Raw genomic sequence first — 23,418 nt, 5'->3', positions numbered from 1 at the left:
TTGTCTATTTATATGGAAATTAAACTTCATTCAAACGCTGCGACCACACCCAAGATTCGCAAATATATTAAAAATTCAGAAAAATCTGATGCCGACCTAGCGCATGAATTAAGTATCTCGATAGATACGGTAAAAAAGTGGCGTCATCGTGAAAATGTCTATGATAAATCCCACCGGCCTAAAGTGATTCACCGTCGTCTAACTCCAGAACAAGAATGGCTTGTTATCTATTTGCGCCATCGCCTTTCGTTATCGCTTGATGAACTGCTCGAAGTTGCCCAATTACTTATCAATAAGGCCTTATCACGAGCAGTGCTTAATCGTTGCTTGAAGAAATACCAAGTTCCTCGAATGACTAAACCAACTCTTAATCAAGTTGGAACGGTCGATGTAGACATGTTAAAGCTTCCGGTAGAACTAGCCCAGAAATCTCCTTATTTATTAGTGTTAACGGAGCAGTACTCTGGTTTTGTCAGCTTTGCTTTAATTCCATCCTTAGATGATCATAAAGCTATTGATGGTTTAAGCGAGTTTGCTAAGCATGCACTGCCATACACTATCAAAAATATGATTTTGCCTAATCAACCTTTTGCAATCCAATGGGCAGAGAATATGGGTATAGCATGGCAACTTCATGATGAATATTCTCTTTTTACTTTAGAGACAGAGGAAGCGGTAAATTTTCAACAAAACTATGAATACTTCCTCGATGGAGAGCACTTTGATAAACGTCTAGGCTTACCGTCAATTTTGCTGAACTATGAAGATCTCCTGAATAAACGCGTAATGCGAAGTCGCTTAAAAAGCCTGACGCCGAGCGGATATTGGAAAAACAAAACAGGGAGCTAAAGCTCCCTGTTTTGTGACTAAATTATGCACGGAATAAGCACTTCTATGCTTGATTTACCTTTCTTAAATCAATGATTTCCTCAGCCATATCCATTAGCAATACCGCATTCATCAAGTGATCTTGGGCATGCACCATAACAATATGGACTGGTAGCTTCCCTTCGCCCTCATCAAATTCAATCAATTGCGTTTGAATATGATGCGCCTCTTTTAAAGCCTGCTTTGCTCCTGTAATTAATTCTTCTGCGCTAGAAAAATGACCCGCTCGGGCTTCACGCATCGCGTTCATCAACATACTTCGGCACTGTCCTGCCTGTACGATAAGCGACATCACCCATTCTTCGTATTGATCTTTATTCATATTTTCCAGCCTCTAAGCCGTCATATTCAGAGCTTGAGCGAGAATCTTCTTACCATCTGTCATCCCGTAGTCCATCATATTGATCAATGCGATAGGGCGGTTATGAGCACCAGCGACCACTTGAAAGTCGGCCAACTTATAGCTGATTTGAGGAGCAAGTAAGTAGCAATCAAATTCCGCTGCGCAATCTTCAAAATCCTGTGAACCTTTCGCTTCAATTAATGCTTCAATGCCTTCTGCTTGTGCTGCTTCTTGCATTCGTTTAACCACTAAACTAGTCGACATTCCCATGTCGCAAATAAGCAAAATCTTTTTCATTATAAACTCCTAACTATTCTATTGGTGCAGTAATACGCGCTTGATATGCATCCAGCCACTCTTGGCTAGCTGGGGAATAATGCGTAAAACCTTGTTCATCACGCACACACACATAAACCATTGCAGGGTGCTTCGCAGTCATCACAGAAAACGTAAAACTATCAATATTGGTTGCTGCACCAAATTCTCCTTCTTTATTGATGCAAACCACCGATAAATCCCCCGCCTTTCCATAACGAGCAATCAGTTTTTGTTCTAACTCTCGGACAGCACTATCTGCGGCTTGCTGAGGCGTCATTCCCTCCCCCATCCGACGTACTATTTCGTAGCTAATGCAGCCTTTCATCAAGTCTTCGCCAAGACCTGTTGCGGTTGCGGCACCAATGTCACTATCAGCGTAATAGCCTGAACCTGAAACAGGCGAATCGCCAACACGACCAGGACGCTTCATAAAGAGGCCACTGGTTGAAGTACCAACACAGATATGACCTTCAGTATCCAATGCTGCGATACCAACAGTATCATGCCCTGTATAAGGAGAAAGCCCTCGTAAAATGGTTTCGCGACAACGCTTCACATAATGTTGCTGAGCGCGTTCAGTGAGCATATTTTTCTTTTCAAAGCCTTGGTCAAATGCCCATTGCTCTGCGCCGTCTCCAACCATAAAACTATTAAAGCGCTCACGACTTAATTTCTCTGCAACCAAAATCGGGTTTGCGATGTCTTTTACGCTCGCTATCGCCCCTAAAGCCATGGTCGTGCCATGCATAAAAGCAGCATCCAATTCAACAATGCCTTTCTCATTTGGCAAACCACCATACCCAACACTTTTGTAGTATGGATAATCTTCAACACGAGTTACCGAAGTTAATACGGCATCGCTGGCGGTTTGGCATTTTTGTAACATGTCCGCGCCTTCACAGATGCCATCAAATGCCATTCGCCATGTAGCGATAATTCCCCAGTTTTTTATTTCCATTGATTAAGCCTTTGCTGTTTCTAATGTTGTTTTTAGTTCTGTTTCTTGGGGCACTTCTGTACTGCGATACTGTTTATCGATAATACGAAGGAACGGTAGGTAGATCATGGCGCCAATAGTTAGGTTGACTATCTGCATAACAGCGCCTGAAATACTCGCTGTTACTATAAACCCAGACAACACAGGTGGTAATGTCCAAGGGATAAAGGCGCCCGTTGTGGTTGATACCAAACCTATCGACATTGCGACGTATTGCAGCGTCACCAACACCAAAGGCACTAAGTTGAATGGAATCAACATGATTGGGTTCATGATAATAGGTAGACCAAATAGCACTGGCTCATTAATGTTAAATATCGACGAACCTGCAGCTAATTTACCTACTTTCTTAATATGTTGAGAGCGAGCAAACATCAGAATAGCAATGATCAATGAGAGCGTTGCACCCGCGCCCCCCATCCAAATAATGTCAAAAAATTGCTCTGTTACAACGTGTGGAGGCGTGACACCATTCGCCATTGCACTTAAGTTATCTTGTTGGTTTTCAGCCCATACAGGACGCATAATGCCGTTCACCATTGAGCCACTGTTAATACCGACAGACCAAAGTAAAGTAATGGTCAACGATGTCATTAAAGCACCAAAGTAAGAAGTCCCAAATGATCGAACTGGTGTTGCTAATACATCATAAATAAATTGGTGAATGGTATTGAAATCAGTCACGGCAAAAGCAAGGCGAATTGCAAGTGCTAAACACAAAACAACCGTCGCTGGAACTAAAGCTGCAAAAGACTTCTCAACTGCTGGTGGCACGCCATCTGGCATTTTGATTGTGATGCGCTTTTCAATGAACCAACGAAAAATCTCTGTCCACAATAGAGCACCGATCATAGCCACAAATAGGCCTTTCGACCCCAACCACTCAGTAGGAATAACGGTACCAACCCCTTCAACATGAGCAAATGGAGTTAAAACCATAAATGCAGAAAGAGAAAGAACACCGGCGGAAATTCGGTCAACCTTGTAACGCTCTGCAAGACGGTATGCGACCATAAAAGAGATGAACAGAGACATTCCAGAGAAGATAACCGAAAATGGTATTTCTATATTTGCCCCCCAATTTGGACCAAATATAGACGCCATAAACTCTTTGTAGCTCGCGCTAGGGAAAGAACTAATAACAAGTAGAATGGAGCCGACAATAATAAACGGCATAAATGATATATATGCGTCGCGAATTGCTCCTAAGTGACGCTGTTGAGCCACTTTACCTGCAATTGGCATCATGCGACTTTCAATAAACCGCATTACCTTTTCCATACAAACCTCCATTAAGCAATCATGTGATACTTCATTATGTTTGTGATGATATTATGCTGATTAATTTAAAATAAACTTGGCTTAAATCACACTGACATTAATTTTGTATCACATGATTACCTTTATAAATATGTTTGTGATCAGCCCCACGAATTAATAGCTATACGTATATAATTATCACTAAAACAGCCCGTGACCTTTCATCGAACTCTCACGAAATTGCAGCATCACTGACATATAAGCGCCATACACTCGTTATGAGTTAATGAGAGTTCGAGGAAAATATGGAAGTTACTAGCCCTTTTCGCTTGCCGCGTAAAACACCATTTGGATTGGCTGAACAGGTTACTGAATGGGCGACTGGCCTAAGCAAATTAGATAAATTTTATGCTCAACGTCCGGCGCAATGTAATACAGAAACCTTCTTGCGTTTCACCCTGCAAGTCCTTGGTATCGACTATCAGATCATTAAGGGATCCCTTAACCAGGTACCTGAGCAAGGAGCAACGGTCATTGTTGCCAATCATCCGTTAGGTTGTGTGGAAGGGGTAATTCTGGCAGAGCTACTGTTAATGATCCGCCCTGATGTAAAAATACTCGCTAATCACTATCTAAAAACCGTTCCCGAACTCGATTCATTATTTATCGGTGTCGATGTATTTGAGGGGAAAGAGCGCCATAAAGCCAATTTAAAAGCGCTACGTGAGGCGCATCGTCATCTAGAACAAAGCGGATTGCTATTGCTCTTTCCTGCCGGTGAAGTGTCCCAGTTAGTCGATGGCAAAACCAATCAAATAGAAGATAAAGCTTGGAGCCGATCGGTCAGCTCATTAATCAAAAAAAGTGCCGCGACCACCCTACCTATTTTCATTAACGGTCAGAATTCAAAACGCTTTTATCTAGCTGGTAAAGTGCATTCGCTGCTACGCACACTCATGCTGGGGCGAGAGTTGCTAAACAAATCCCACCAGCCCATCGAAATTGCGATTGGCAGCGCTATTAACTACAAAGAAATCCGCGCTCTCGATGACGAAAGCTTAGTCAATTACCTGCGACTCAATACGTATCTGTTAAAACCACAGTCTGAACATAGAGATCTATTTTGTGACGCTCAGCCACAAACGCCGGTTTCACCCGCATTAGATTTAGCTCGCTACCAAGAAGACTTAAACGCCATACCAAAACACGATCACTTGCTCAGCAGTGGGGAGTTTGATGTCTACTGCACCCGAGCGAAATATATACCAAATCTGCTGTATGAGATTGGTCGACTCCGTGAACAAAATTTCCGAGATGTGGGAGAAGGCACCGGTAAAGCGCTCGATATTGACCGTTTTGATCCTCACTATCGCCATCTCTTTATTTGGGATCGACAACAGCGTCGTTTGGTTGGCGCTTATCGATTAGGCCTAGTCGACCGACTGATGGAGCATTCCGGCATCAACTCGCTCTACTCAAGAACCCTATTTGATTATGATCAGCGATTTATCGACCGAATGGGGAAATCCATCGAACTGGGCCGCTCGGTCATTGCTGCCGAATATCAACGTAGCATGAGTGCGCTACTGCTGTTATGGAAAGGCATTGCAACATTCATTCAACGTAACCCCGATTACACTCATCTATTTGGCCCCGTTAGCATTAGCAATCATTACAGTCAAAGCGCTCGTCAATTGCTCGCTGAATCGATGGAGATGCATCATTTCGACAATCACAGCGCAGAGTTAGTAAGCGCCTCGCATCCATTAAGTCACAGTAAAACCTATTGGAATACTAGCATGCTCAGTGCCTTAGGTGATTTACAGCTGCTATCAAAAGTGATTGCTCGTATGGATGAAGGAAAAAGCGTGCCGGTTTTGTTACGTCAGTATCTGGCTTTAAACGGCAAACTGGTCAGTTTTAACGTCGACCCTGAATTTAATCATGCGCTCGATGGGCTGATTGTGGTCGATCTACTCCAAGTGCCAATTAGAACATTAGGCCGCTATATGGGTTTGCCTCTCGCTGAGCAATACATGGCGTATCATCGACAAAAATAAGGCTGTAACTTGGCAAGGCGTTTGCGCCTTGCTGTGAGATGGCCGAGATTTTTGACAACACTACTATTCACCAAATTATTAAAACATCGCATTACGAGCAAAAGATCACGCCAGTGAACACTGGCTATCCCAACCATAGATGAATCAATGAGCAGCACTATCGACTCATTACTTGTTTCTCTTCCTTCCCCCCCAACCTTGACGTGTAAAGACAGAACAAGAACCCTATTCGATGCTCAACCCGTCATGACAGGAAGTTATAACAATGAAAAAATGGTTCACACCCACACTGACACTGCTCACCGCTCTCTCGGTCGGCTTAGTCTCGAATAGTGCTCTTGCTCAAGAGAAAGTTTACCGACTCAAGCTCGCCGAAACATGGGGACCGAATACCCCAATTCTCGGTGACGCATCAAAAAACATGGCTAAGCTCGCCGAAGAGATGTCTAACGGCCGCCTACAAATTCGCATTGATTCTGCCAACAAACATAAAGCACCCCTCGGTGTATTTGATATGGTCAAATCAGGCCAATACGATATGGGACATTCCGCCTCCTACTACTGGAAAGGCAAAGTACCGAATACCTTGTACTTTTCGGCAATGCCTTTTGGCATGATGTCGACTGAGCAATACGCTTGGTTCTATCACGGTGGTGGTATGGAATTAATGCAAGAGGTGTACGCTCCACATCACCTACTGTCATTTCCTGGTGGCAACTCAGATATTCAAATGGGCGGCTGGTTTCAAAAAGAGATTAAGACCATCGATGATCTAAAAGGTCTTAAGATGCGCATTCCAGGTTTCGCAGGTGAAGTAATGGCTCGAGTGGGCGCGAAACCAACCAATATTGCGCCGGGAGAACTTTATACGTCACTTGAACGTGGAACGATCGATGCCCTAGAGTGGGCAGGGCCAGCATTTGATTTGCGTATGGGCTTTCATAAAATCGCGCCTTACTACTACACAGCATGGCAAGAACCGGGCTCAGAAACACAATTTCTCGTCAATAAACGCGCTTGGGACAAGCTACCTAAAGATCTGCAAGTAATCCTTGAAACCGCGTTTCGCGTCGCAGCTTTTGACATGTACACCCAAGCCATTGATGCCAATGCCAATAGTTGGGCCTCGATGAGCGAAGAGTATCCAGAGATCCAAGTGCTCGAGTTCCCGCCAGAAGTATTAGGCCGTCTAAATCAAGAAAAGCAGACGCTACTCGAGGAGCTAGCAGCCAAAGATTCACTCGCAAAACGTATTATCGAGTCACAACGACAATACTTAAGCAAAGTACGTTCATGGACCGATATTTCGACTAAAGCTTACCTCAATAGCAAGCAATAAAAGAAAGCGCCACATTCTTTGAATGTGGCGCTTTCATCATTTCCCATTTAGGACTTCCCTTATCGCAAACCTGCAATAAACATTACTTTTAATGCACATGACCTTGTGAGAAGTTAATCATCATCACACCAACCACAACAAAAGCGATACCACCCCACACCATAGGATCAAGATGCTGACGGTAGACAAAAGTGGAAATCAGACTGACAGCCACGATTGCCAAACCTGCCCATAACGAATGCACCACCCCAACAGGCATGCCTTTCATCGCTTGGCTTAAAAATAGAAATGCCGTCAAATGTCCCACTATCACAACGGCTGCTGGAAGTGGTTTCGATAAACTAAAGCCATCCGTCGCTTTAAGTGCAACGTGCGACAGTGCTTCAGACAGTACGGCAAAAACAATAAACAGCCAGCTCATCAAGAAATTCCTATGGTTCTAAATTGGGGATGGCAGAGAGAACTGACTCACTCACGTAAGAAAATTCAACTCACCTATGAAAATAAAATTGAAATGCGAACAGAAAGAAAAAGGCCGAGAGAAACAGTAAAATCTCGGCCTTTGTCATAGCAGCAGTGAACGTTTAATTAAGACTCAACCGCTATTACTATTTGATATAAATTACTTATCCATATGTAGGACAGTACGGATCGACTCGCCTTTGTGCATCAATTCAAAAGCTTCGTTGACGTCTTGTAGACCCATGGTGTGCGTAATGAATTCTTGTAGACCAAATTCACCAGCCATGTAACGATTTACGATTTCTGGAAGCTCAGAGCGGCCTTTTACACCACCAAACGCAGAACCACGCCATACACGACCCGTCACTAATTGGAATGGACGAGTTGAGATCTCTTGACCTGCACCAGCAACACCGATGATGACAGATTCGCCCCAACCTTTGTGGCAGCACTCAAGTGCTTGACGCATCACGTTAACGTTACCGATACACTCAAATGAGTAATCCACACCACCATCAGTCATTTCAACAATCACATCTTGAATTGGTTTGTCGAACTTCATTGGGTTGATGCAGTCAGTCGCGCCAAGCTGTTTTGCTAGTTCGAATTTGCTTTCGTTGATATCAACACCAATGATGGTTTTCGCACCAGACATACGCGCACCAATGATTGCGGAAAGACCGATACCACCAAGACCAAATACCGCAACGGTGTCGCCTTCCTGTACTTTCGCCGTGTTAAGCACAGCACCCATACCGGTAGTCACACCACAGCCAAGTAAACAAACTTCTTCTAATGGCGCATCTTTCGCAACTTTAGCGAGTGAAATTTCTGGTAACACTGTGTACTCAGAGAAAGTAGAACAACCCATGTAGTGGAAGATGGTTTCACCATTCACTGAAAAACGGCTTGTTCCATCAGGCATTAGGCCTTTACCTTGAGTCTCGCGAACCGCTTGGCAAAGGTTGGTTTTACCTGACTTACAATATTTACATTCACCACACTCAGCGGTGTACAGTGGAATAACATGATCGCCCACTTCAACGCTCGTCACGCCTTCGCCGATCATTTCAACAATACCACCACCTTCGTGACCTAAAATAGAAGGGAAGATACCTTCTGGATCATCGCCTGATAGCGTGAACGCGTCAGTGTGACAAACACCCGTTGCAACGATGCGCACTAGTACTTCACCTGCTTTAGGAAGCTGTACATCAACCTCTTCCATTTTAAGTGGTTCGCCTGCAGCCCATGCAACCATAGCTTTTGATTTGATGTGAGTTTGACCCGGTTTGATTTCAAGCGTCATTAGATTTTCCTTTGTTAGGCCAACAATAAGTAAGGCCGTCATAAGATTTGAATCAATTCGAAGTAAGCTTAGTTGAGAGTTATTTATCTCGCCGCTTCGTTGTTGGGATTAGTATAGATGTTTACGTATATTTGATAATCCCATCATTGTGAAAATGATTATTACTAAATGGTAATAATGAGAGCAGTTCTAAACTCATACATCCGCACCATTCCGTAGTAACCTCAACACTGGCTTTACCTGTACATTGAGGGGAATAAAACGATTAAATTGATAAACAACCTTTCATCGAAATTGCGAAAGCATCCCACACGATGAATTCAGCATAGCGACATGACGTCAGGTGAGAGGATAAATACAAAAAAGGCCACCGACGATAAAGTCAGGTGGCCCTTAGTTTTAATTATGCTTTATTTTGTGCTGCGATATGGGTTGCAATCGCATCCATCAACGCAGGAGAAAGACAATCGTAGGTTGGTAAACCTAACTGATTAAAGCGAGCTCGTATCGCCTCCATATCTTTTGGATCTGTGCCGGTTTCAATAATGGAAGATACAAACGCAGCAAACTGTGGTGCAGACCAACCTTTATCGTCCGACAGCTCGGTATGAACAAAATCTAGACCATAAAATGGATGCGATTCATTCTCGATACGACCGTACATGTGTGTGCCACAAGCCTGACAAGCATAGCGTTGGATCACGGCTGATTCGTCGACAATCACTAATTTTTCTTGGTTAGCGATCACGGCCAAATTCTCGCGCGGAACAACGGCAACTTGTGAAAATAAAGCGCCTTCCGGCTTCCAGCACTTAGAGCAACCACAAGCGTGATTATGCGCGGTTTGAGCCGACAGTTTTACGCTGACCTTATCGCTCTTACACTGACAGTTAAGGACACCACCGTGAAAACTTTCTTGAGTCTCAGGAAAGCCATTATCAATCGATGGATGCAGTTTAATAATATTCATATTGTGTCTCTTCACTAGATTTAGCCATTTTGCCAAGCGTGTTTTCATACTGTTTAAAAATTTGAGGGCGCTTTATCCAGACATTGAAATACCAAGCTCTAACGCCTTATTCTTTTAAAACGAAGAGTTAGAAACCGGGATGTTCAACAATGATTAGAAATAAAACAGCCAAAGAAAAAGAAAGGCTGGGGGGAAGTGACGCTTGAATAATCAAGCATCACCATCCTTGCAAAAATGCATCCCCTTCACCTTGGACAGAAATTAGATTTGGAAGAATTACATAACCTTTTTATAAAGATTTACGATCTCTTCCGTTGTTGCCTTGCGAGGGTTAGTTAATGAGCAAGCGTCATTAAGTGCGTTGATTGCCATAAACTCTAGACGATCCTCTTGCACACCAAGATCTGCTAATTTTTGTGCAGTCCCAATTTTTTGGGATAATGCTTCAATAGCAACGATCCCCGCCTCGGCGGCCTCATCAATGCTCATATTCGAGATATCAACACCCATGGTTTTAGCAATGTCTGCAAAACGTTCTCCCTTCACCTTCGCATTAAAACGAGAGACTTCAGGTAGAAGAATCGCATTACATAAACCATGTGCAAGGTCATATACCCCACCAAGCTGATGAGCCATCGAATGCACATAGCCTAATGACGCGTTAGAAAATGCCATCCCCGCAAGGTACTCGGCATACTGCATCGCATCACGAGCTTCAATATCAGAACCATCGATAACGGCTGTTTCTAAATGAAGCGCAATCAGTTCAATAGCTTTGATGGCTACCGCGTCAGTCACTGGTGTCGCGGCAGTTGAAACATAAGCTTCCACAGCGTGAGTTAATGCATCCATTCCTGTGGCCGCAGTTAAAAAGGCAGGCATCGCAACCATAAGTTCTGAGTCATTCACCGCAATGATTGGCGTCAGATGCTTATCAACGACAGGGTATTTAGTTTCATCGGCTTCGTTAGTGACAATGGCAAATACCGTCATTTCTGAAGCGGTGCCCGCTGTCGTATTCACGGTCACTAGCGGTAACTGAGGCTTAGCGGCGGTATGCACACCTTTTGAGTAGTCACGAATATGGCCACCATTTGAAGCCACTAAGGCGATACCTTTTGCACAGTCATGAGAAGAACCACCACCAAAGGAAATAACGAAATCACAAGATTGCGCTTTAAGTTGAGCGAGACCATCTTCCATATTTTTTTCAGTTGGATTTGGTTTTACTTCATCAAAAATCGAGTAATCAATATCATTTAATGACAACTCGTTGGTTAAATGTTCAATCAACTTAATATCAACCAGAACTTTGTCTGTCACGATCAGTGCTTTTTTAAAATCACGAGATTTCAGTTCAGCACCCAATCCTTTTATTGCACCTTTACCCATTAAAGACATTGGAGGCATATAAAATGTATTGCTCATCGTTGTTTCCTCATAAGTATTAAACTAACTGGTGCTTATGCTAAGTTGTTTACTTCTACTTGATAATTCCATCATTTATCAAAATACTATTACCTATAAGTTAACAATGACCATGGCCTGCATAGGCCCTTCTATAGAGAAAAGCATGATGAAATGGCAAGGTATTGATGAGTTTGTACATGTAGCTGAAGCTATGAGCTTTACTCAAGCCGCTAAAAAAATGCAGGTATCAACGGCGCAAGTTAGTCGCCAAGTGACACTTTTAGAAGAAAGACTAAATGTAAAATTACTTTATAGAACAACGAGAAAAGTATCGCTCACTGAAGAAGGGGAGCTTTATTATCAACACTGTAGAAACATTCTAAATCATCTAGATGAAGCGGAACTGTCAATAACCAATCGTCAAAGTAACCCAAAAGGAAGAATCAAGCTGACAGCACCGGTAACCTATGGTGAATACAAAGTGCTGCCATTAATCAACGATTTTGTCTGCCTTTATCCAGAGATTGAAGTGTCGGCTAACCTCACCAATCAACAAGTCGACTTAGTAGAAGAAGGCTATGATCTTGCCATTCGACTCGGGTCTCTAAGCGATTCAAGTTTAATGGCTAAAAAGCTCTCAACTCGATCTCTCTACGTTTGCGCTTCACCCGAGTACATCAATACTCACGGACAACCACAAAATATCGTCGATTTAGCGGCTCATAATTGTTTGGTAGGCACACTTGATCATTGGCACTTTAACGAAAACGGTATGCAGAAAAATTATCGAGTATCAGGTCGCCTACACTATAACAGTGGCTTTGCACTTGCCGATGCTGCGCTCAAATCACAAGGGATCGTGCAACTGCCCGATTATTATGTTCAAAAACACTTAGATGATGGCTCACTAGTGGAGTTACTTGGAGAGTATCGTCTAGCCGATGAAGGTATTTGGGCGCTCTACCCTTTTAATCGCCAGCTATCACCAAAAATCCGCTTACTGGTCGATTATTTAGCAGAGCATTTAAATGAGGACTAATACGGTTGAGCCTTAAGGCATTACTGTGTAATTAAAAGGAAATGATGCATGCACTGCCATCGCTTGCTCTACGTTGATTAACGTAAACCCCTGCTGCGGGACTTCCATTAATATTTTGAAGCCATAACGGCGCTGAACAAAAGGGTGATTGAGGAGGGGAAACTCTCGACTGTTCTTAAATCGCAACTCAGCCACTTTAATGATCTCTTTCGCGCTAGTGACATTAATACCATCACCTTGCGTTGAAGATAAACGATCATGTGATGATTGCCATTGACCAACCGACGAGCAGCCACAATTGTCGATAACGTAATACCACTCACCCTCTATCAACCTAGCCAAGTCAACAGTGTTAGTATTATGGTCATTGGTGAGTGTAGTTATCTCTTTTGTCGCACTCAAAAAGTTTCCCCTTTATCTGCATCGATCTCAGCACAAGCAAACGAGTCGCTGACTAAGAGATCAAACATCAATCCAGCAGGCGATCAATAACTGGCCACCGACACGAATCGGCGGGCCAAGTCGGCGTGAAGAGAAATTTTCGCGGCGCAGCAATCTTTCCACCGCGATCGGAGAAACACTCACTAACGCTCTGGCACCATGTGATTTCGCCACTTCTAGGGTTTTGCGCAGCAAAATAACCGTAGATTCAGCCGAAAACTGAGTGCTGGTTTGCTGCCATTTGTTCTCACAGTCAAAACTGGTAAAGCGTGACAGCTCCCAAACATCATCACACTCAGGTGCTTCCATACCATTCAATAACTCAGGGAAAACATCTTTTAAAAGGTAGGGTTGCGAAGTCGGTAATAGCCGTGCACAGCCAACCACAGATTCTTGTTCGCGCGCGATCACATAAAGAGTTTCATCGGTATCAAATTGATCTTTTTCTAGCCGTTCGATATCAGAACCATAGCCCTCAATAACATCCCATTTAAGGTTGTCGATGAAGACCTCATATCGATAGTTATAGAGAGCTAGCTTAGTCGCCTCATTGAGTTCAAGAGCCGTGCCAGTAATGTAATGCATACTACCTCAGAGTCTAATTTCCTATAGGGATAAGGTAGTGGGATATACAATAAAAACTAGCTCTCAAAAGTACTAGCTTGACGACTATTGATAGGCTTGAGCCAAATAACTCAGAACCGTATTTTGCCAATTCAAACTCTCTAGTGATGCTTTAATCTGAGCAAAGTTCGCCTCATTCGATAGGTCATCACCATATGACGTTTGCAGGATGAAGTTAGCAAAAGGTTCGCCCTCAAAGCTCAATTGGCCACCACGAAAAGACCAATCAAAGCCAACGGAAATGGCCGGTTTGGTGTCACTCACCCACTCGGCATAACCATTTAATGGCGCGACACTGCCGCTATGTAAACTGGTCGGATCATCATAGAGCCCAGCATCGAGTAACGTTAAACTCGAACGCTCAAACGCTGAGCATTCAAGGCGAAATATATTGCCTTCCACTCGAGAGAGTGAGTTATCCAAAACTTTTAGAATCAAGATGAAAGTTCCTCTTAATATTCAATCACAATTAGTGCAGGATAGCGTTTAGAATTCGATAAAACATGGAGACACTTTACTACTGAATAAAAATAAACCCATAGGTTATCTTTGATCTTCATCAGCACCATTCTTAATCAACAGCTCACAAATGAAGCTATTTATAAGGATAGTAAATCGAAAAAATGGTCATAAATTACAATATCGCATTGATTGAAGACTATATTCAGCAGCTGACTTCCTGCCAGTCACAAGAAGATCTCACCGTTACTCTTAGCAAATCAGCCCAAGCGCTTGGCTTCGATAACTTTGCCTATGGCATTAGGGTCAAGCACCCTATTACCTCACCAAAAATTGAGATGGTTAGCTCTTACTCAAAACAGTGGAACAGTATTTATCAAGAGCAAGGATTGGCGCTGCAAGATCCTATTGTCCGTATGGGGCTACGGAGCTCACACTATATCAATTGGCAAAGTCTCACCGATGATAAACTCGAATTTTGGCAGCAAGCTCGCGCTCATGGTGTCTATCGCGGTTGGTCAAAACCAACACATTTACCGGAAGGCAGCGCGTCTCTGCTCTCGTTTTCGCGGGGGATGGAAGTGATTAGCCATGCTGAAATGATGAGCAAAACACCTTATTTGCTATGGCTGACTAGTGTGGCCGATCAGGGATTCCAAAAATTTATGACGGTGCCAAAATTGCTCACTCAAGTGAGCGAATTAACACCAAGAGAAACGGAAATATTGAAATGGAGTGCCGACGGTAAAACCGTCCAAGAAATAGGCATGATTTTGGGACTAGCTGAGAGTACGGTGACTTTTCACATTAATAACGCGACCAAAAAGCTCAACACGTCCAATAAAACCGCCACCGTCGTGAAGGCGGTATTATATGGACTGATTTAATGTTGCGACTTATGGCTGGAATCTGAAGCCAATAATTTGGGACGTAAAATCCCCCGTAGAACGGTAGAAGTAAAGGAAACAACGACAGGATATATACGCCTAGAAGCAAACGAATAAAGGCGGATTAATAATTGAGATAACTCTTGATTAGCTAGCCATAAAATAAAAGGCAATACCGGGCACGCTCATGCTCGATACTGCCTTTTTGTAGAATAGGCTTACTCTACGGTCACCGCTTTAGCCAGATTGCGCGGCTGATCGACATCAGTACCTTTAATCAAAGCAACATAGTATGAAAGCAACTGCATTGGAATGGTGTAGTAAATTGGCGCTGTAATCTCACTAACATGCGGCATGGTGATGATCTTCATCGTATCATCCGCTTCAAAGCCTGCCTCTTGATCTGCAAATACGTACAGCAGACCACCACGCGCACGCACTTCTTCGATATTCGATTTCAGTTTTTCAAGCAGTTCATTACTTGGTGCGACCACAACAACCGGCATATCAGCATCAATTAGCGCCAATGGGCCATGTTTGAGCTCACCGGCAGCGTAAGCTTCCGCATGAATATAAGAGATCTCTTTTAATTTCAGCGACGCTTCCACCGCAATTGGGTAGAACTCACCACGGCCTAAAAACAGCGTATGGTGTTTGTCGGCAAAATCTTCGGCTAATGCTTCAATCTCTTTTTCAAAAGATAAAGCTTGGTTGATCTGATTTGGTAGCGCATGCAACGCTTCGACAATCTCTTTCTCGCGCGCTTTATCAATACGACCTTGTTGTTTGGCCAATGCCGTTACCAGCATCAGTAATGCGGCAAGTTGAGTGGTAAACGCTTTGGTTGATGCAACACCAATCTCAACGCCTGCGCGAGTCATAAAAGCAAAATCCGATTCACGCACTAACGATGAACCCGCCACATTACAAATCGTCATTGCCGCCATGTAGCCTTTTTCTTTAGCCAAGCGCAGCGCCGCTAACGTATCAGCCGTTTCACCAGATTGAGACAAGGTGATCAACAAACTATTAGGACGGGTAACGAACTTGCGGTAACGAAATTCCGAGGCGATCTCGACATCACAACTCACACCGGCAATATCTTCAAACCAATAACGAGCCACCATGCCAGCATTGTAAGACGTACCACAAGCGACAATTTGGACATGCTCTACTTTGCTAAGAATCTCTTTGGCATTCACACCAATCGCATCGGTTACGACTGAATCCGCAGTCACGCGCCCTTCCATGGTATTAATTAACGCGGTTGGCTGCTCATAAACTTCTTTTTGCATGAAGTGGCGATACTGACCTTTGTCACCAGCATCGTGCTCTGCTTTTGATTCAGCAACTTCACGTTCAACACGCTCACCAGAACTATCAAACACCGTCACTTCACGACGAGTAATCTCCGCGACATCGCCCTCTTCTAGGTACATAAAGCGACGTGTTACGTTGAGTAAAGCCAACTGATCAGACGCTAAGAAATTCTCTCCTACCCCAAAGCCGATCACAATTGGACTACCGGAACGGGCAACCACAACACGGCTAGGATCTTTACGATCCATTACCACAGTGCCGTAAGCACCTTGTAATTGCTTGGCGGTTTTTTGCAGCGCTTCAATCAGTGATTGGGTGCTGCGACGTTCCCATTCAACCAGATGGGCAATCACTTCAGTATCGGTCTGCGACTCAAACACATAACCACGCTCGCGTAACAAACTGCGCAATTCTTCGTGGTTTTCGATGATGCCATTATGCACCACGGTTATATCACCCGACTGATGTGGGTGCGCATTCACTTCTGATGGTTCACCATGCGTCGCCCAACGCGTATGCGCAATCCCTGTACCACCAATCACTTGAGCGGCATCCACTGCATCAGCCAACTCTTGCACTTTACCTAAACGACGAATACGGGTGAGATGCGCATCAGCATCGACAACAGCAATTCCCGCTGAGTCATAGCCACGATATTCTAAACGTCGAAGTCCTTCGACAAGAATTTCAGCCACATCGCGCTGTGCCACAGCACCTACGATTCCACACATAATTAACTCCAATTAATTCCAGAGGGCAGCAAACAAAGGCCCTGATGGGTGTTACGCTAAAATCACTTTTATGCCGCGTGATTCAATTAGCTGTTTATCGTCTGAGGACAGATCTTTATTGGTTACCAAGATGTCTATCACATCCCAGCTCAGTTCTAAATTGGGGATCTTGCGGCCGATCTTTTCCGATTCAACCATCACAATCACTTCTCGCGAGACCTCTGCCATCACCTTGCTTAAGCCAACCAATTCATTAAAGGTGGTTGTGCCACGCTCAAGATCAACGCCATCCGCACCAATGAATAACTGATCAAAATCGTACGATCGCAATACCGTTTCAGCGACTTGGCCTTGAAATGATTCAGAATGAGCATCCCACGTTCCGCCGGTCATCAATAAATGCGGCTCACTTTCCAACTCATTCAGCGCATTAGCAACGTTGAGTGAATTGGTCATCACCACTAATCCACGTTTATCATTCAACTGCTGGATCAACGCGGTGGTTGTGCTGCCGCTATCGATCACAATGCGATTATGGTCGCGAATGAGTTTTGCCGCAGAGATTGCCAACTCCATCTTACGAATCGAAACTTTTTCGCCAATTTCATCACTCATCACTTCCGATGGCAGCGCTATCGCCCCACCATAACGGCGCAATAATTGACCATTTTTTTCTAACGAGGCTAAGTCCTTTCTAATGGTGACTTCTGAGGTTTCAAACTTTTGCGATAGTTCTTCAACACTCACTTCGCCTTTTTCATTTACCAGGTTAGAAATGGCATGTCTTCTGAGTTGTGTGTTTCGTTTCGACATTTTATTTTCACGATTAAGTTTCGATTTGAAAGTTATTATAGTCAAGTCGAAACTTGTTCGTCCATTTATTTCGATCCAAAAAATTATTATTTAGCGATAAAACCTTGTCCTAAGACAACTCTTAAGCAGTGATATTGAAGTCATTCGGTGGTAGAATTCGCACCCGAAAAGAAAATAAATTACAGAAAAGAACGTTATTTTTTTGCAATGTTAAGCAGCTAAAGTGGCCTTAGTCACAAAAAATAGCCAAAAAACGGCGAAAAAACGGTCATAAAATGACTAAAAGTAACGAAAGACTTTCAGAACTGAAGTGGACACAAAGCGTACTACACTGATAGCTTGCAGGCACAAAATGCATCTAAATCAGCGACTACTTCAGACAAGCCGAATGTTCGATTGTAACCATCAACATTCATGCAATAACCGAAATTAAATTGTAACTATCTTATTTACCGGAGAGTATCTTCCATGAAAAAGACCAAAATCGTATGTACGATTGGCCCTAAAACTGAATCTGTAGAGAAGCTAACTGAACTTGTAAACGCAGGCATGAATGTAATGCGTCTTAACTTCTCTCACGGTAACTTCGCGGAGCATGAAGCTCGTATCGTGAACTTCCGTAAAGTAATGGAAGTAACTGGCAAGCAACTATCTATCCTTCTAGACACTAAAGGTCCAGAAATCCGCACTATCAAACTAGAAGGCGGCAACGACGTTGATCTAGTAGCGGGTCAAGAATTCACTTTCACGACTGACGCAACTGTTGTTGGTAACAAAGATATCGTAGCGGTAACTTACCTTGGTTTCGCAACTGACCTATCTGCTGGTAACACAATCCTAGTAGACGACGGTCTAATCGAAATGGAAGTTATCTCTACTACTGAAACTGAAGTTAAGTGTAAAGTTCTTAACAACGGCGCACTAGGCGAAAACAAAGGTGTAAACCTTCCTGGCGTTTCAGTTCAACTTCCAGCTCTATCTGAAAAAGATAAGAACGACCTTAAATTTGGTTGTGAGCAAGGCGTTGATTTCGTTGCTGCTTCTTTCATCCGTAAAGCATCTGACGTTCAAGAAATCCGTGAAGTTCTAACGGCTAACGGCGGCGAGAACATCCACATCATCTCTAAAATCGAAAACCAAGAAGGCGTTGATAACTTCGACGAAATCCTTGAGCTTTCTGACGGCATCATGGTTGCTCGTGGCGACCTAGGTGTTGAAATCCCAGCTGAAGAAGTAATCTTCGCTCAGAAGATGATGATCGAGAAATGTAACCGTGCACGTAAAGTTGTTATTACTGCAACTCAAATGCTTGATTCTATGATCAACAACCCACGTCCAACTCGTGCAGAAGCGGGTGACGTTGCGAACGCAATCATGGACGGTACTGACGCAGTAATGCTTTCTGGCGAAACGGCTAAAGGTAAGTACCCTGTTGAAGCAGTAACTATCATGGCTCAAATCGCGAACCGTACTGATGGTGCTCTTAAAGCAGAACTAGGTTCTCGTCTAGATAGCCCACGTCTACGTATCACTGAAGCAGTATGTAAAGGCGCAGTAGACACAGCTGAGAAACTAGCAGCACCTCTAATCGTTGTTGCGACTGAAGGCGGTAAATCTGCTCGTTCAGTACGTAAATACTTCCCAACTGCAAACATCCTTGCGCTGACAACTAACACTAAGACTGCTGCTCAGCTAGTTCTTACTAAAGGTGTTCGCCCTGTTGTTGTTGATTCAATCAGCAGTACTGATGAGTTCTACGTAAACGGTAAAGAAATCGCTCTACAATCTGGCCTAGGTAAGAAAGGCGACATCGTAGTAATGGTTTCTGGTGCACTAGTCGCTTCAGGCACAACTAACACTGCTTCTGTACACGTTCTATAATTAGACGCTGGCAGTAACAAGATTCGAAAGAGGGCTCCTGCCCTCTTTTTTTCGCTCATTTTCTGTCGTTTGAAATGGTTCATGACTCCTTCGAGCAAAAAAAAGAGCTGGCATCACGCCAACTCTCTTCATTTGAACATGATCAAATATCACTTCTCTAAACGATAAACCACATCCACTTGGTCGCGAATAACCAAGGTGGAATCTTGGTAACCATTTGATTCGGCTTTCATATCCATACTCATCGCTCGCATCAGCACTGGCTGAGGATTACGCGCGTTGTAATTAATTTGCCACACCGAACCGAGTTCGCGATCAAAGCCTGCCGCTAAAGAACCGGCTTTGCTTTGCGCGTCTTTAATTGCCGCTAAACGAGCTTGTTGTAGATATTTCGCTTCATCTTTTACTTTAAGACTGATGTTGTTTACTTGGTTGATACCTGAGCTCAACGCAATATCTAAGTAGCTATTGAGGTTCTCAAGTTGATCAACCGTGACCGTAATCGTTCGGCTCGCGCGATAACCCACTAACTCTGGTTGACCATTTTTAGGGTAAGTATATTGAGGGGCCAGGTATAGATTGGTGCTGGTGATGCTATCTGCGGCAACACCTTTTGCTTTTAGCGCGGTTAAAAATGTGGCGACCGCTTTATCAACACTCTGCTTAGCCTGTTCTGCCGTCATAGTGGTTTCCACCACTTTTACCGAAAACTCAGCCATATCTGGCTTAGCGACGACTTCGCCATAACCTGTGGTTGAAAGATGAGGAAAATCCAATCCGTTTGCCGACACCGCAAAACTTACGCTAGCCGCTAAGGCCGCCATTACTAACGCTACCTTTTTCATGTCTATCACCTTATGAATATCGTTGATCAATACATCATAAGTTAAATCTGTCTGTTCGCCAGTCATGGAAGGACAAACTGACAATAATTTAACCTACGATTGTAATGATTTAGCTTGGTAATATTTCATGAGCATGTTCAATAATCGCCTGTGACAATAGTTTTAGAACTCCCGTTTCTAGCTGCCAGTGATGCCAGTAAATTCGGTGGGAAAGAATAAAATCAGGGGTAATATTAATCAGACTCCCGCAGGCTAGTTCATCCTCGATCTGCAGCTTGGGAATCAAACAGTAGGCAACACCGCTTAACGCTAGCTTCACGAAGGCTTCAGAGCTACGCACGGTATGTTTAAGCACACTGCCCTTAGGTAAGTTAAAGTGCTGGTGGATAAAACGATCATTCATATCATCGTGATGGTCAAAGGCAACGGTTGGCGCATTTTGCAATGACTCTCGATTCACCCCTTGAGCAAAATATTGCTGATAAAACTCAGGGCTAGCCACACACAAATAATCCACCCGACCAAGGTAATCGGCATCACAACCAGCAATTGATTGTGACTCTAAGCTAATCGCCCCCGCCACTTCTCCACTGCGCAATTTGTCTAGGGTTCGGCCTTCATCGTCGACAATTAGATTCAACGCAATCCGCTTTTGCTTGAGGATGCTGGTAAGACTCGGTAGCAACCAAGTCGCTAGGCTATCAGCGTTAGTGGCAAGTGAGACCTCCAGAGGCTTGCTCGTCGCCTCATTCATTAGCTCGGGGATAAACTCGCTTTCCAGCAAGCGCACTCGGCCATAGAGCCCAAGCAACTTTTTACCGATCGGTGTCGGGCGCGGCGGCAGTTCACGGATCAAAGCGGGTTGGGCAAGGAACTTTTCTAACTGCTTAATACGTTGGGAGATGGCCGATTGTGAAACATAAAGCGACTCAGCCGCTCGTTCAAAACTGCCTAGCTGCACAATTGCCTCAAGTGCTTCGACCCATTTATAGTCCAATCCGCGCATGTTCCTGCCTCCTAATTCCATCTCAAATTCTACTTGAGACCCATCATAAGCATTACTTATGTTGAATTAAAATCATTAAATATACTTATTTACGTACACCGCTTATCTTGCTCGCATTAACGACAAATAACCGGAGAGAAGATTGTGAATTTATGGGTATTACTGCAAGGATTTGGACTAGGAGCAACGATGATCATTCCGATCGGTGCGCAGAATGCTTATGTTCTCAATCAGGGTATCAAGCGCCAGCATCACCTAACCACGGCGATTACTTGTAGCCTGCTTGATGCGTTATTTATCTCCCTTGGTATCTTTGGTGGTGGCGCACTTATTTCCAAAAGTGAGTGGTTACTTACATCCGTAACACTTGGTGGTATTGCCTTTCTGACAGTTTATGGCTGTTTATCATTAAAAAGTGCTTTCCGAGATCCGGCAAAGCAAGAGCACGCAGGCCACGTCTTAGCGCGCGGTCGCCGTACCGTGATTTTGGGTGCGTTAGCTGTCACAGTATTAAACCCGCACCTCTATTTAGATACGGTTGTCATTTTGGGCTCTATCGGCGGGCAATTTGAAGGGCAAGATCGCATTTCATTCGCGATTGGTACCATCATGGCTTCTTTTGTGTGGTTCTATTCACTATCACTCGGTGCGGCCAAGTTAGGTCCTACGTTATCAAAACCGAAAGTGAAAAAAGGCATCGATATAATGGTTGCCGCCATGATGTTCTTTATCGCCTCACTTCTGGCCAAGCAACTGATCATTCAATACTGGTAATTAGCTTATATTTAGTGATTAAACATAGATGAAAAAAAAAGCGAAGCCAAGGCTTCGCTTTTTCTGAAATTCGCATTACAAAGAGTAATTACGCTTCCACTTTGTTGAGGTGTACATCCATTTGCGGAAATGGAATCTCGATGCCGTTCGCATCTAACGCCTCTTTGATTGCTTGGTTTGAATCAAAGTAAACATCCCAGTAATCTGCAGTCTTACACCAAGGGCGGACAACAAAGTTTACTGAAGAATCTGCCAGCGCCACAACACCAATGGTGATGTCGTGATCTTTCAGAATACGCTCGTCTTTTTCTAGCGCTTCTTGGATCACTTTCTTGGTCAGTTTAAGATCTGAGCTGTAAGAAACACCAATCGTTAAATCAACACGGCGTGTATCATGACGAGAGTAGTTGGTAATTGGCGAACCAATCACACCTGAGTTTGGTACAACAACCATTTTGTTGTCTGGTGTTTTTAGTACAGTTTGGAAAATTTGAATGGCTTCAACACTACCTGCAACACCACCAACTTCAACATAATCGCCTGATTTGAATGGACGGAAACCAACAATCAATACGCCAGCTGCAAAGTTAGAAAGTGACCCTTGCAGAGCAAGACCAATCGCTAAGCCTGCCGCACCGATGACAGCAACCACTGAAGCAGTTTGGACGCCAATACGGCTTAGTGCAGCAATAAGAACAATCACAAACAATGTGTAACGCACGATGCCATGGATAAATTCAACAACCGCTTTATCCATTTTTTTCTTATCAAGCATCTTAGCAACACTGTTCGCGACCATTTTCGCCACGATGTTACCAATAAATAGAATCAGTACCGCTGAAATAATGTTTACACCGTACTGAATCAAAAGATCCGAATTGCTGTTTAGCCAAGTTTCAGCTTTCGCCAGACTGTCAACCAATGGAGTTTGAACACCCATAGACTCACCTGCCATATTAATTTCCTCTCAAATATATGCGACTAAATAGTCATGCTACTTATAAAAATAACGACAATATCCCTATCGATTTACTGAACGAACGCCAGTTTGTCGGCAAGATAGCCCAGTTTATGCGTTTAGCAAAGTAAAGATTGTGCAAAGATAATCAAAACAAAGGGTTATCAACATTCGTCAATTGAGACCCGTTAAAGCCTACGCATTAGATTTACATTTCGCCACATTTTTTTATCAAAACTAAAACCTGTCTTAGTTTGATGACATAAAAAAACCCGCTCAATGAG

23 protein-coding genes are annotated in these 23,418 nt (G+C 43.6%); 7 read left to right on the top strand and 16 right to left on the bottom strand.

Going from position 1 to position 23,418, the window contains the following annotated elements:
• Window positions 1–12 precede the first annotated feature (12 nt).
• Entirely contained in the window at window positions 13–849 is an 837-nt protein-coding gene (locus tag RH86_RS09945; protein ID WP_005598076.1) for a hypothetical protein, read from the top strand.
• A gap of 43 nt (window positions 850–892) precedes the next feature.
• Here the strand turns inward: RH86_RS09945 and RH86_RS09940 are convergent, their stop codons facing one another.
• Genes RH86_RS09940 through celB form a run of 4 tightly spaced genes read right to left on the bottom strand, consistent with a single transcriptional unit; the run spans window position 893 to window position 3,827 of the window.
• Complete coding sequence (locus RH86_RS09940; protein WP_009386068.1) at window positions 893–1,210, bottom strand: PTS lactose/cellobiose transporter subunit IIA; 318 nt, start codon at window positions 1,208–1,210, stop codon at window positions 893–895.
• A gap of 12 nt (window positions 1,211–1,222) precedes the next feature.
• Window positions 1,223–1,528, bottom strand: a complete 306-nt coding sequence (locus RH86_RS09935) for a PTS sugar transporter subunit IIB (protein ID WP_005598072.1) — start codon at window positions 1,526–1,528, stop codon at window positions 1,223–1,225.
• 13 nt (window positions 1,529–1,541) lie between these two features.
• The gene (locus RH86_RS09930) at window positions 1,542–2,507 is read right to left on the bottom strand and encodes a N(4)-(beta-N-acetylglucosaminyl)-L-asparaginase (RefSeq protein WP_038219539.1); all 966 of its coding nucleotides are present in this window, start codon (window positions 2,505–2,507) and stop codon (window positions 1,542–1,544) included.
• 3 nt (window positions 2,508–2,510) lie between these two features.
• Complete coding sequence (celB, locus tag RH86_RS09925; protein WP_005598068.1) at window positions 2,511–3,827, bottom strand: PTS cellobiose transporter subunit IIC; 1,317 nt, start codon at window positions 3,825–3,827, stop codon at window positions 2,511–2,513.
• Between the two features lie 284 nt (window positions 3,828–4,111).
• Here celB and RH86_RS09920 point away from each other — a divergent pair, with 284 nt between their 5' ends.
• Complete coding sequence (locus RH86_RS09920) at window positions 4,112–5,866, top strand: lysophospholipid acyltransferase family protein (RefSeq protein ID WP_009386066.1); 1,755 nt, start codon at window positions 4,112–4,114, stop codon at window positions 5,864–5,866.
• A gap of 265 nt (window positions 5,867–6,131) precedes the next feature.
• On the top strand, window positions 6,132–7,205 hold the full coding sequence (locus RH86_RS09915) for a TRAP transporter substrate-binding protein (RefSeq protein ID WP_009386065.1): 1,074 nt from the start codon (window positions 6,132–6,134) through the stop codon (window positions 7,203–7,205).
• An 88-nt stretch (window positions 7,206–7,293) separates the two neighbouring features.
• On the opposite strand, the gene RH86_RS09910 is transcribed toward RH86_RS09915, so the two are convergent.
• The 4 genes from RH86_RS09910 to RH86_RS09895 form a co-directional block, all read right to left on the bottom strand.
• Window positions 7,294–7,626 (bottom strand): DMT family transporter, encoded by a 333-nt coding sequence (locus tag RH86_RS09910; RefSeq protein WP_009386064.1) that lies wholly within the window; start codon window positions 7,624–7,626, stop codon window positions 7,294–7,296.
• Between the two features lie 201 nt (window positions 7,627–7,827).
• A complete protein-coding gene (locus RH86_RS09905) occupies window positions 7,828–8,976 on the bottom strand; it encodes an S-(hydroxymethyl)glutathione dehydrogenase/class III alcohol dehydrogenase (protein WP_009386063.1) in 1,149 nt (382 codons plus the stop codon).
• Between the two features lie 403 nt (window positions 8,977–9,379).
• Entirely contained in the window at window positions 9,380–9,946 is a 567-nt protein-coding gene (gfa, locus tag RH86_RS09900; protein WP_009386062.1) for an S-(hydroxymethyl)glutathione synthase, read from the bottom strand.
• Window positions 9,947–10,222: 276 nt separating this feature from the next.
• Window positions 10,223–11,374 (bottom strand): iron-containing alcohol dehydrogenase, encoded by a 1,152-nt coding sequence (locus RH86_RS09895; protein WP_009386061.1) that lies wholly within the window; start codon window positions 11,372–11,374, stop codon window positions 10,223–10,225.
• Window positions 11,375–11,519: 145 nt separating this feature from the next.
• Here RH86_RS09895 and RH86_RS09890 point away from each other — a divergent pair, with 145 nt between their 5' ends.
• Window positions 11,520–12,395 carry a LysR substrate-binding domain-containing protein gene (locus RH86_RS09890; protein WP_009386060.1) on the top strand — a complete coding sequence of 292 codons (876 nt, stop codon included), beginning with the start codon at window positions 11,520–11,522 and terminating at the stop codon, window positions 12,393–12,395.
• Between the two features lie 12 nt (window positions 12,396–12,407).
• Here the strand turns inward: RH86_RS09890 and RH86_RS09885 are convergent, their stop codons facing one another.
• The 3 genes from RH86_RS09885 to RH86_RS09875 form a co-directional block, all read right to left on the bottom strand.
• Complete coding sequence (locus RH86_RS09885; RefSeq protein WP_009386059.1) at window positions 12,408–12,797, bottom strand: hypothetical protein; 390 nt, start codon at window positions 12,795–12,797, stop codon at window positions 12,408–12,410.
• A gap of 60 nt (window positions 12,798–12,857) precedes the next feature.
• Window positions 12,858–13,421: an acyl-homoserine-lactone synthase gene (locus RH86_RS09880; RefSeq protein ID WP_009386058.1), complete on the bottom strand. Its 564-nt coding sequence runs from the start codon at window positions 13,419–13,421 to the stop codon at window positions 12,858–12,860.
• Window positions 13,422–13,505: 84 nt separating this feature from the next.
• The gene (locus RH86_RS09875) at window positions 13,506–13,898 is read right to left on the bottom strand and encodes a DUF4902 domain-containing protein (RefSeq protein WP_009386057.1); all 393 of its coding nucleotides are present in this window, start codon (window positions 13,896–13,898) and stop codon (window positions 13,506–13,508) included.
• A gap of 185 nt (window positions 13,899–14,083) precedes the next feature.
• Here RH86_RS09875 and RH86_RS09870 point away from each other — a divergent pair, with 185 nt between their 5' ends.
• Window positions 14,084–14,806 (top strand): autoinducer binding domain-containing protein, encoded by a 723-nt coding sequence (locus RH86_RS09870; protein ID WP_009386056.1) that lies wholly within the window; start codon window positions 14,084–14,086, stop codon window positions 14,804–14,806.
• A 218-nt stretch (window positions 14,807–15,024) separates the two neighbouring features.
• Here the strand turns inward: RH86_RS09870 and glmS are convergent, their stop codons facing one another.
• Together glmS and RH86_RS09860 are read right to left on the bottom strand one after the other, a co-directional pair.
• Window positions 15,025–16,857 (bottom strand): glutamine--fructose-6-phosphate transaminase (isomerizing), encoded by a 1,833-nt coding sequence (gene glmS / locus RH86_RS09865; protein WP_009386055.1) that lies wholly within the window; start codon window positions 16,855–16,857, stop codon window positions 15,025–15,027.
• 51 nt (window positions 16,858–16,908) lie between these two features.
• Window positions 16,909–17,670 (bottom strand): DeoR/GlpR family DNA-binding transcription regulator, encoded by a 762-nt coding sequence (locus RH86_RS09860; protein WP_009386054.1) that lies wholly within the window; start codon window positions 17,668–17,670, stop codon window positions 16,909–16,911.
• A gap of 468 nt (window positions 17,671–18,138) precedes the next feature.
• Here RH86_RS09860 and pykF point away from each other — a divergent pair, with 468 nt between their 5' ends.
• Window positions 18,139–19,551 carry a pyruvate kinase PykF gene (gene pykF / locus RH86_RS09855; RefSeq protein WP_005596851.1) on the top strand — a complete coding sequence of 471 codons (1,413 nt, stop codon included), beginning with the start codon at window positions 18,139–18,141 and terminating at the stop codon, window positions 19,549–19,551.
• A 149-nt stretch (window positions 19,552–19,700) separates the two neighbouring features.
• Here the strand turns inward: pykF and RH86_RS09850 are convergent, their stop codons facing one another.
• Together RH86_RS09850 and RH86_RS09845 are read right to left on the bottom strand one after the other, a co-directional pair.
• The gene (locus RH86_RS09850; RefSeq protein ID WP_005596853.1) at window positions 19,701–20,396 is read right to left on the bottom strand and encodes an oxidative stress defense protein; all 696 of its coding nucleotides are present in this window, start codon (window positions 20,394–20,396) and stop codon (window positions 19,701–19,703) included.
• Window positions 20,397–20,505: 109 nt separating this feature from the next.
• The gene (locus RH86_RS09845; protein WP_005596855.1) at window positions 20,506–21,402 is read right to left on the bottom strand and encodes a LysR family transcriptional regulator ArgP; all 897 of its coding nucleotides are present in this window, start codon (window positions 21,400–21,402) and stop codon (window positions 20,506–20,508) included.
• Between the two features lie 144 nt (window positions 21,403–21,546).
• On the opposite strand from RH86_RS09845, the gene RH86_RS09840 reads away from it, so the two are divergent.
• Window positions 21,547–22,176 (top strand): LysE/ArgO family amino acid transporter, encoded by a 630-nt coding sequence (locus tag RH86_RS09840; RefSeq protein WP_005596857.1) that lies wholly within the window; start codon window positions 21,547–21,549, stop codon window positions 22,174–22,176.
• 88 nt (window positions 22,177–22,264) lie between these two features.
• Here RH86_RS09840 and mscS read toward each other — a convergent pair whose 3' ends face one another.
• On the bottom strand, window positions 22,265–23,131 hold the full coding sequence (gene mscS / locus RH86_RS09835; protein WP_009386053.1) for a small-conductance mechanosensitive channel MscS: 867 nt from the start codon (window positions 23,129–23,131) through the stop codon (window positions 22,265–22,267).
• Between the last annotated feature and the right edge of the window lie 287 nt (window positions 23,132–23,418).

The sequence above is a fragment of the Vibrio sp. N418 genome, assembly GCF_000222565.1.
GTDB classification, from domain to species: Bacteria; Pseudomonadota; Gammaproteobacteria; order Enterobacterales; family Vibrionaceae; genus Vibrio; species Vibrio scophthalmi.
Note: the sequence above shows the minus strand (reverse complement) of the source record. Positions and strands in the feature narration are given on the sequence as shown.

Excerpts from the sequence above, each read along its gene's own strand:
- RH86_RS09945 (WP_005598076.1), top strand. The coding sequence starts at position 13 with ATGGAAATTAAACTTCATTCAAACGCTGCGACCACACCCAAGATTCGC.
- RH86_RS09940 (WP_009386068.1), bottom strand. The coding sequence starts at position 1,210 with ATGAATAAAGATCAATACGAAGAATGGGTGATGTCGCTTATCGTACAG.
- RH86_RS09935 (WP_005598072.1), bottom strand. The coding sequence starts at position 1,528 with ATGAAAAAGATTTTGCTTATTTGCGACATGGGAATGTCGACTAGTTTA.
- RH86_RS09930 (WP_038219539.1), bottom strand. The coding sequence starts at position 2,507 with ATGGAAATAAAAAACTGGGGAATTATCGCTACATGGCGAATGGCATTT.
- celB (WP_005598068.1), bottom strand. The coding sequence starts at position 3,827 with ATGGAAAAGGTAATGCGGTTTATTGAAAGTCGCATGATGCCAATTGCA.
- RH86_RS09920 (WP_009386066.1), top strand. The coding sequence starts at position 4,112 with ATGGAAGTTACTAGCCCTTTTCGCTTGCCGCGTAAAACACCATTTGGA.
- RH86_RS09915 (WP_009386065.1), top strand. The coding sequence starts at position 6,132 with ATGAAAAAATGGTTCACACCCACACTGACACTGCTCACCGCTCTCTCG.
- RH86_RS09910 (WP_009386064.1), bottom strand. The coding sequence starts at position 7,626 with ATGAGCTGGCTGTTTATTGTTTTTGCCGTACTGTCTGAAGCACTGTCG.
- RH86_RS09905 (WP_009386063.1), bottom strand. The coding sequence starts at position 8,976 with ATGACGCTTGAAATCAAACCGGGTCAAACTCACATCAAATCAAAAGCT.
- gfa (WP_009386062.1), bottom strand. The coding sequence starts at position 9,946 with ATGAATATTATTAAACTGCATCCATCGATTGATAATGGCTTTCCTGAG.
- RH86_RS09895 (WP_009386061.1), bottom strand. The coding sequence starts at position 11,374 with ATGAGCAATACATTTTATATGCCTCCAATGTCTTTAATGGGTAAAGGT.
- RH86_RS09890 (WP_009386060.1), top strand. The coding sequence starts at position 11,520 with ATGATGAAATGGCAAGGTATTGATGAGTTTGTACATGTAGCTGAAGCT.
- RH86_RS09880 (WP_009386058.1), bottom strand. The coding sequence starts at position 13,421 with ATGCATTACATTACTGGCACGGCTCTTGAACTCAATGAGGCGACTAAG.
- RH86_RS09870 (WP_009386056.1), top strand. The coding sequence starts at position 14,084 with ATGGTCATAAATTACAATATCGCATTGATTGAAGACTATATTCAGCAG.
- glmS (WP_009386055.1), bottom strand. The coding sequence starts at position 16,857 with ATGTGTGGAATCGTAGGTGCTGTGGCACAGCGCGATGTGGCTGAAATT.
- RH86_RS09860 (WP_009386054.1), bottom strand. The coding sequence starts at position 17,670 with ATGTCGAAACGAAACACACAACTCAGAAGACATGCCATTTCTAACCTG.
- pykF (WP_005596851.1), top strand. The coding sequence starts at position 18,139 with ATGAAAAAGACCAAAATCGTATGTACGATTGGCCCTAAAACTGAATCT.
- RH86_RS09850 (WP_005596853.1), bottom strand. The coding sequence starts at position 20,396 with ATGAAAAAGGTAGCGTTAGTAATGGCGGCCTTAGCGGCTAGCGTAAGT.
- RH86_RS09845 (WP_005596855.1), bottom strand. The coding sequence starts at position 21,402 with ATGCGCGGATTGGACTATAAATGGGTCGAAGCACTTGAGGCAATTGTG.
- mscS (WP_009386053.1), bottom strand. The coding sequence starts at position 23,131 with ATGGCAGGTGAGTCTATGGGTGTTCAAACTCCATTGGTTGACAGTCTG.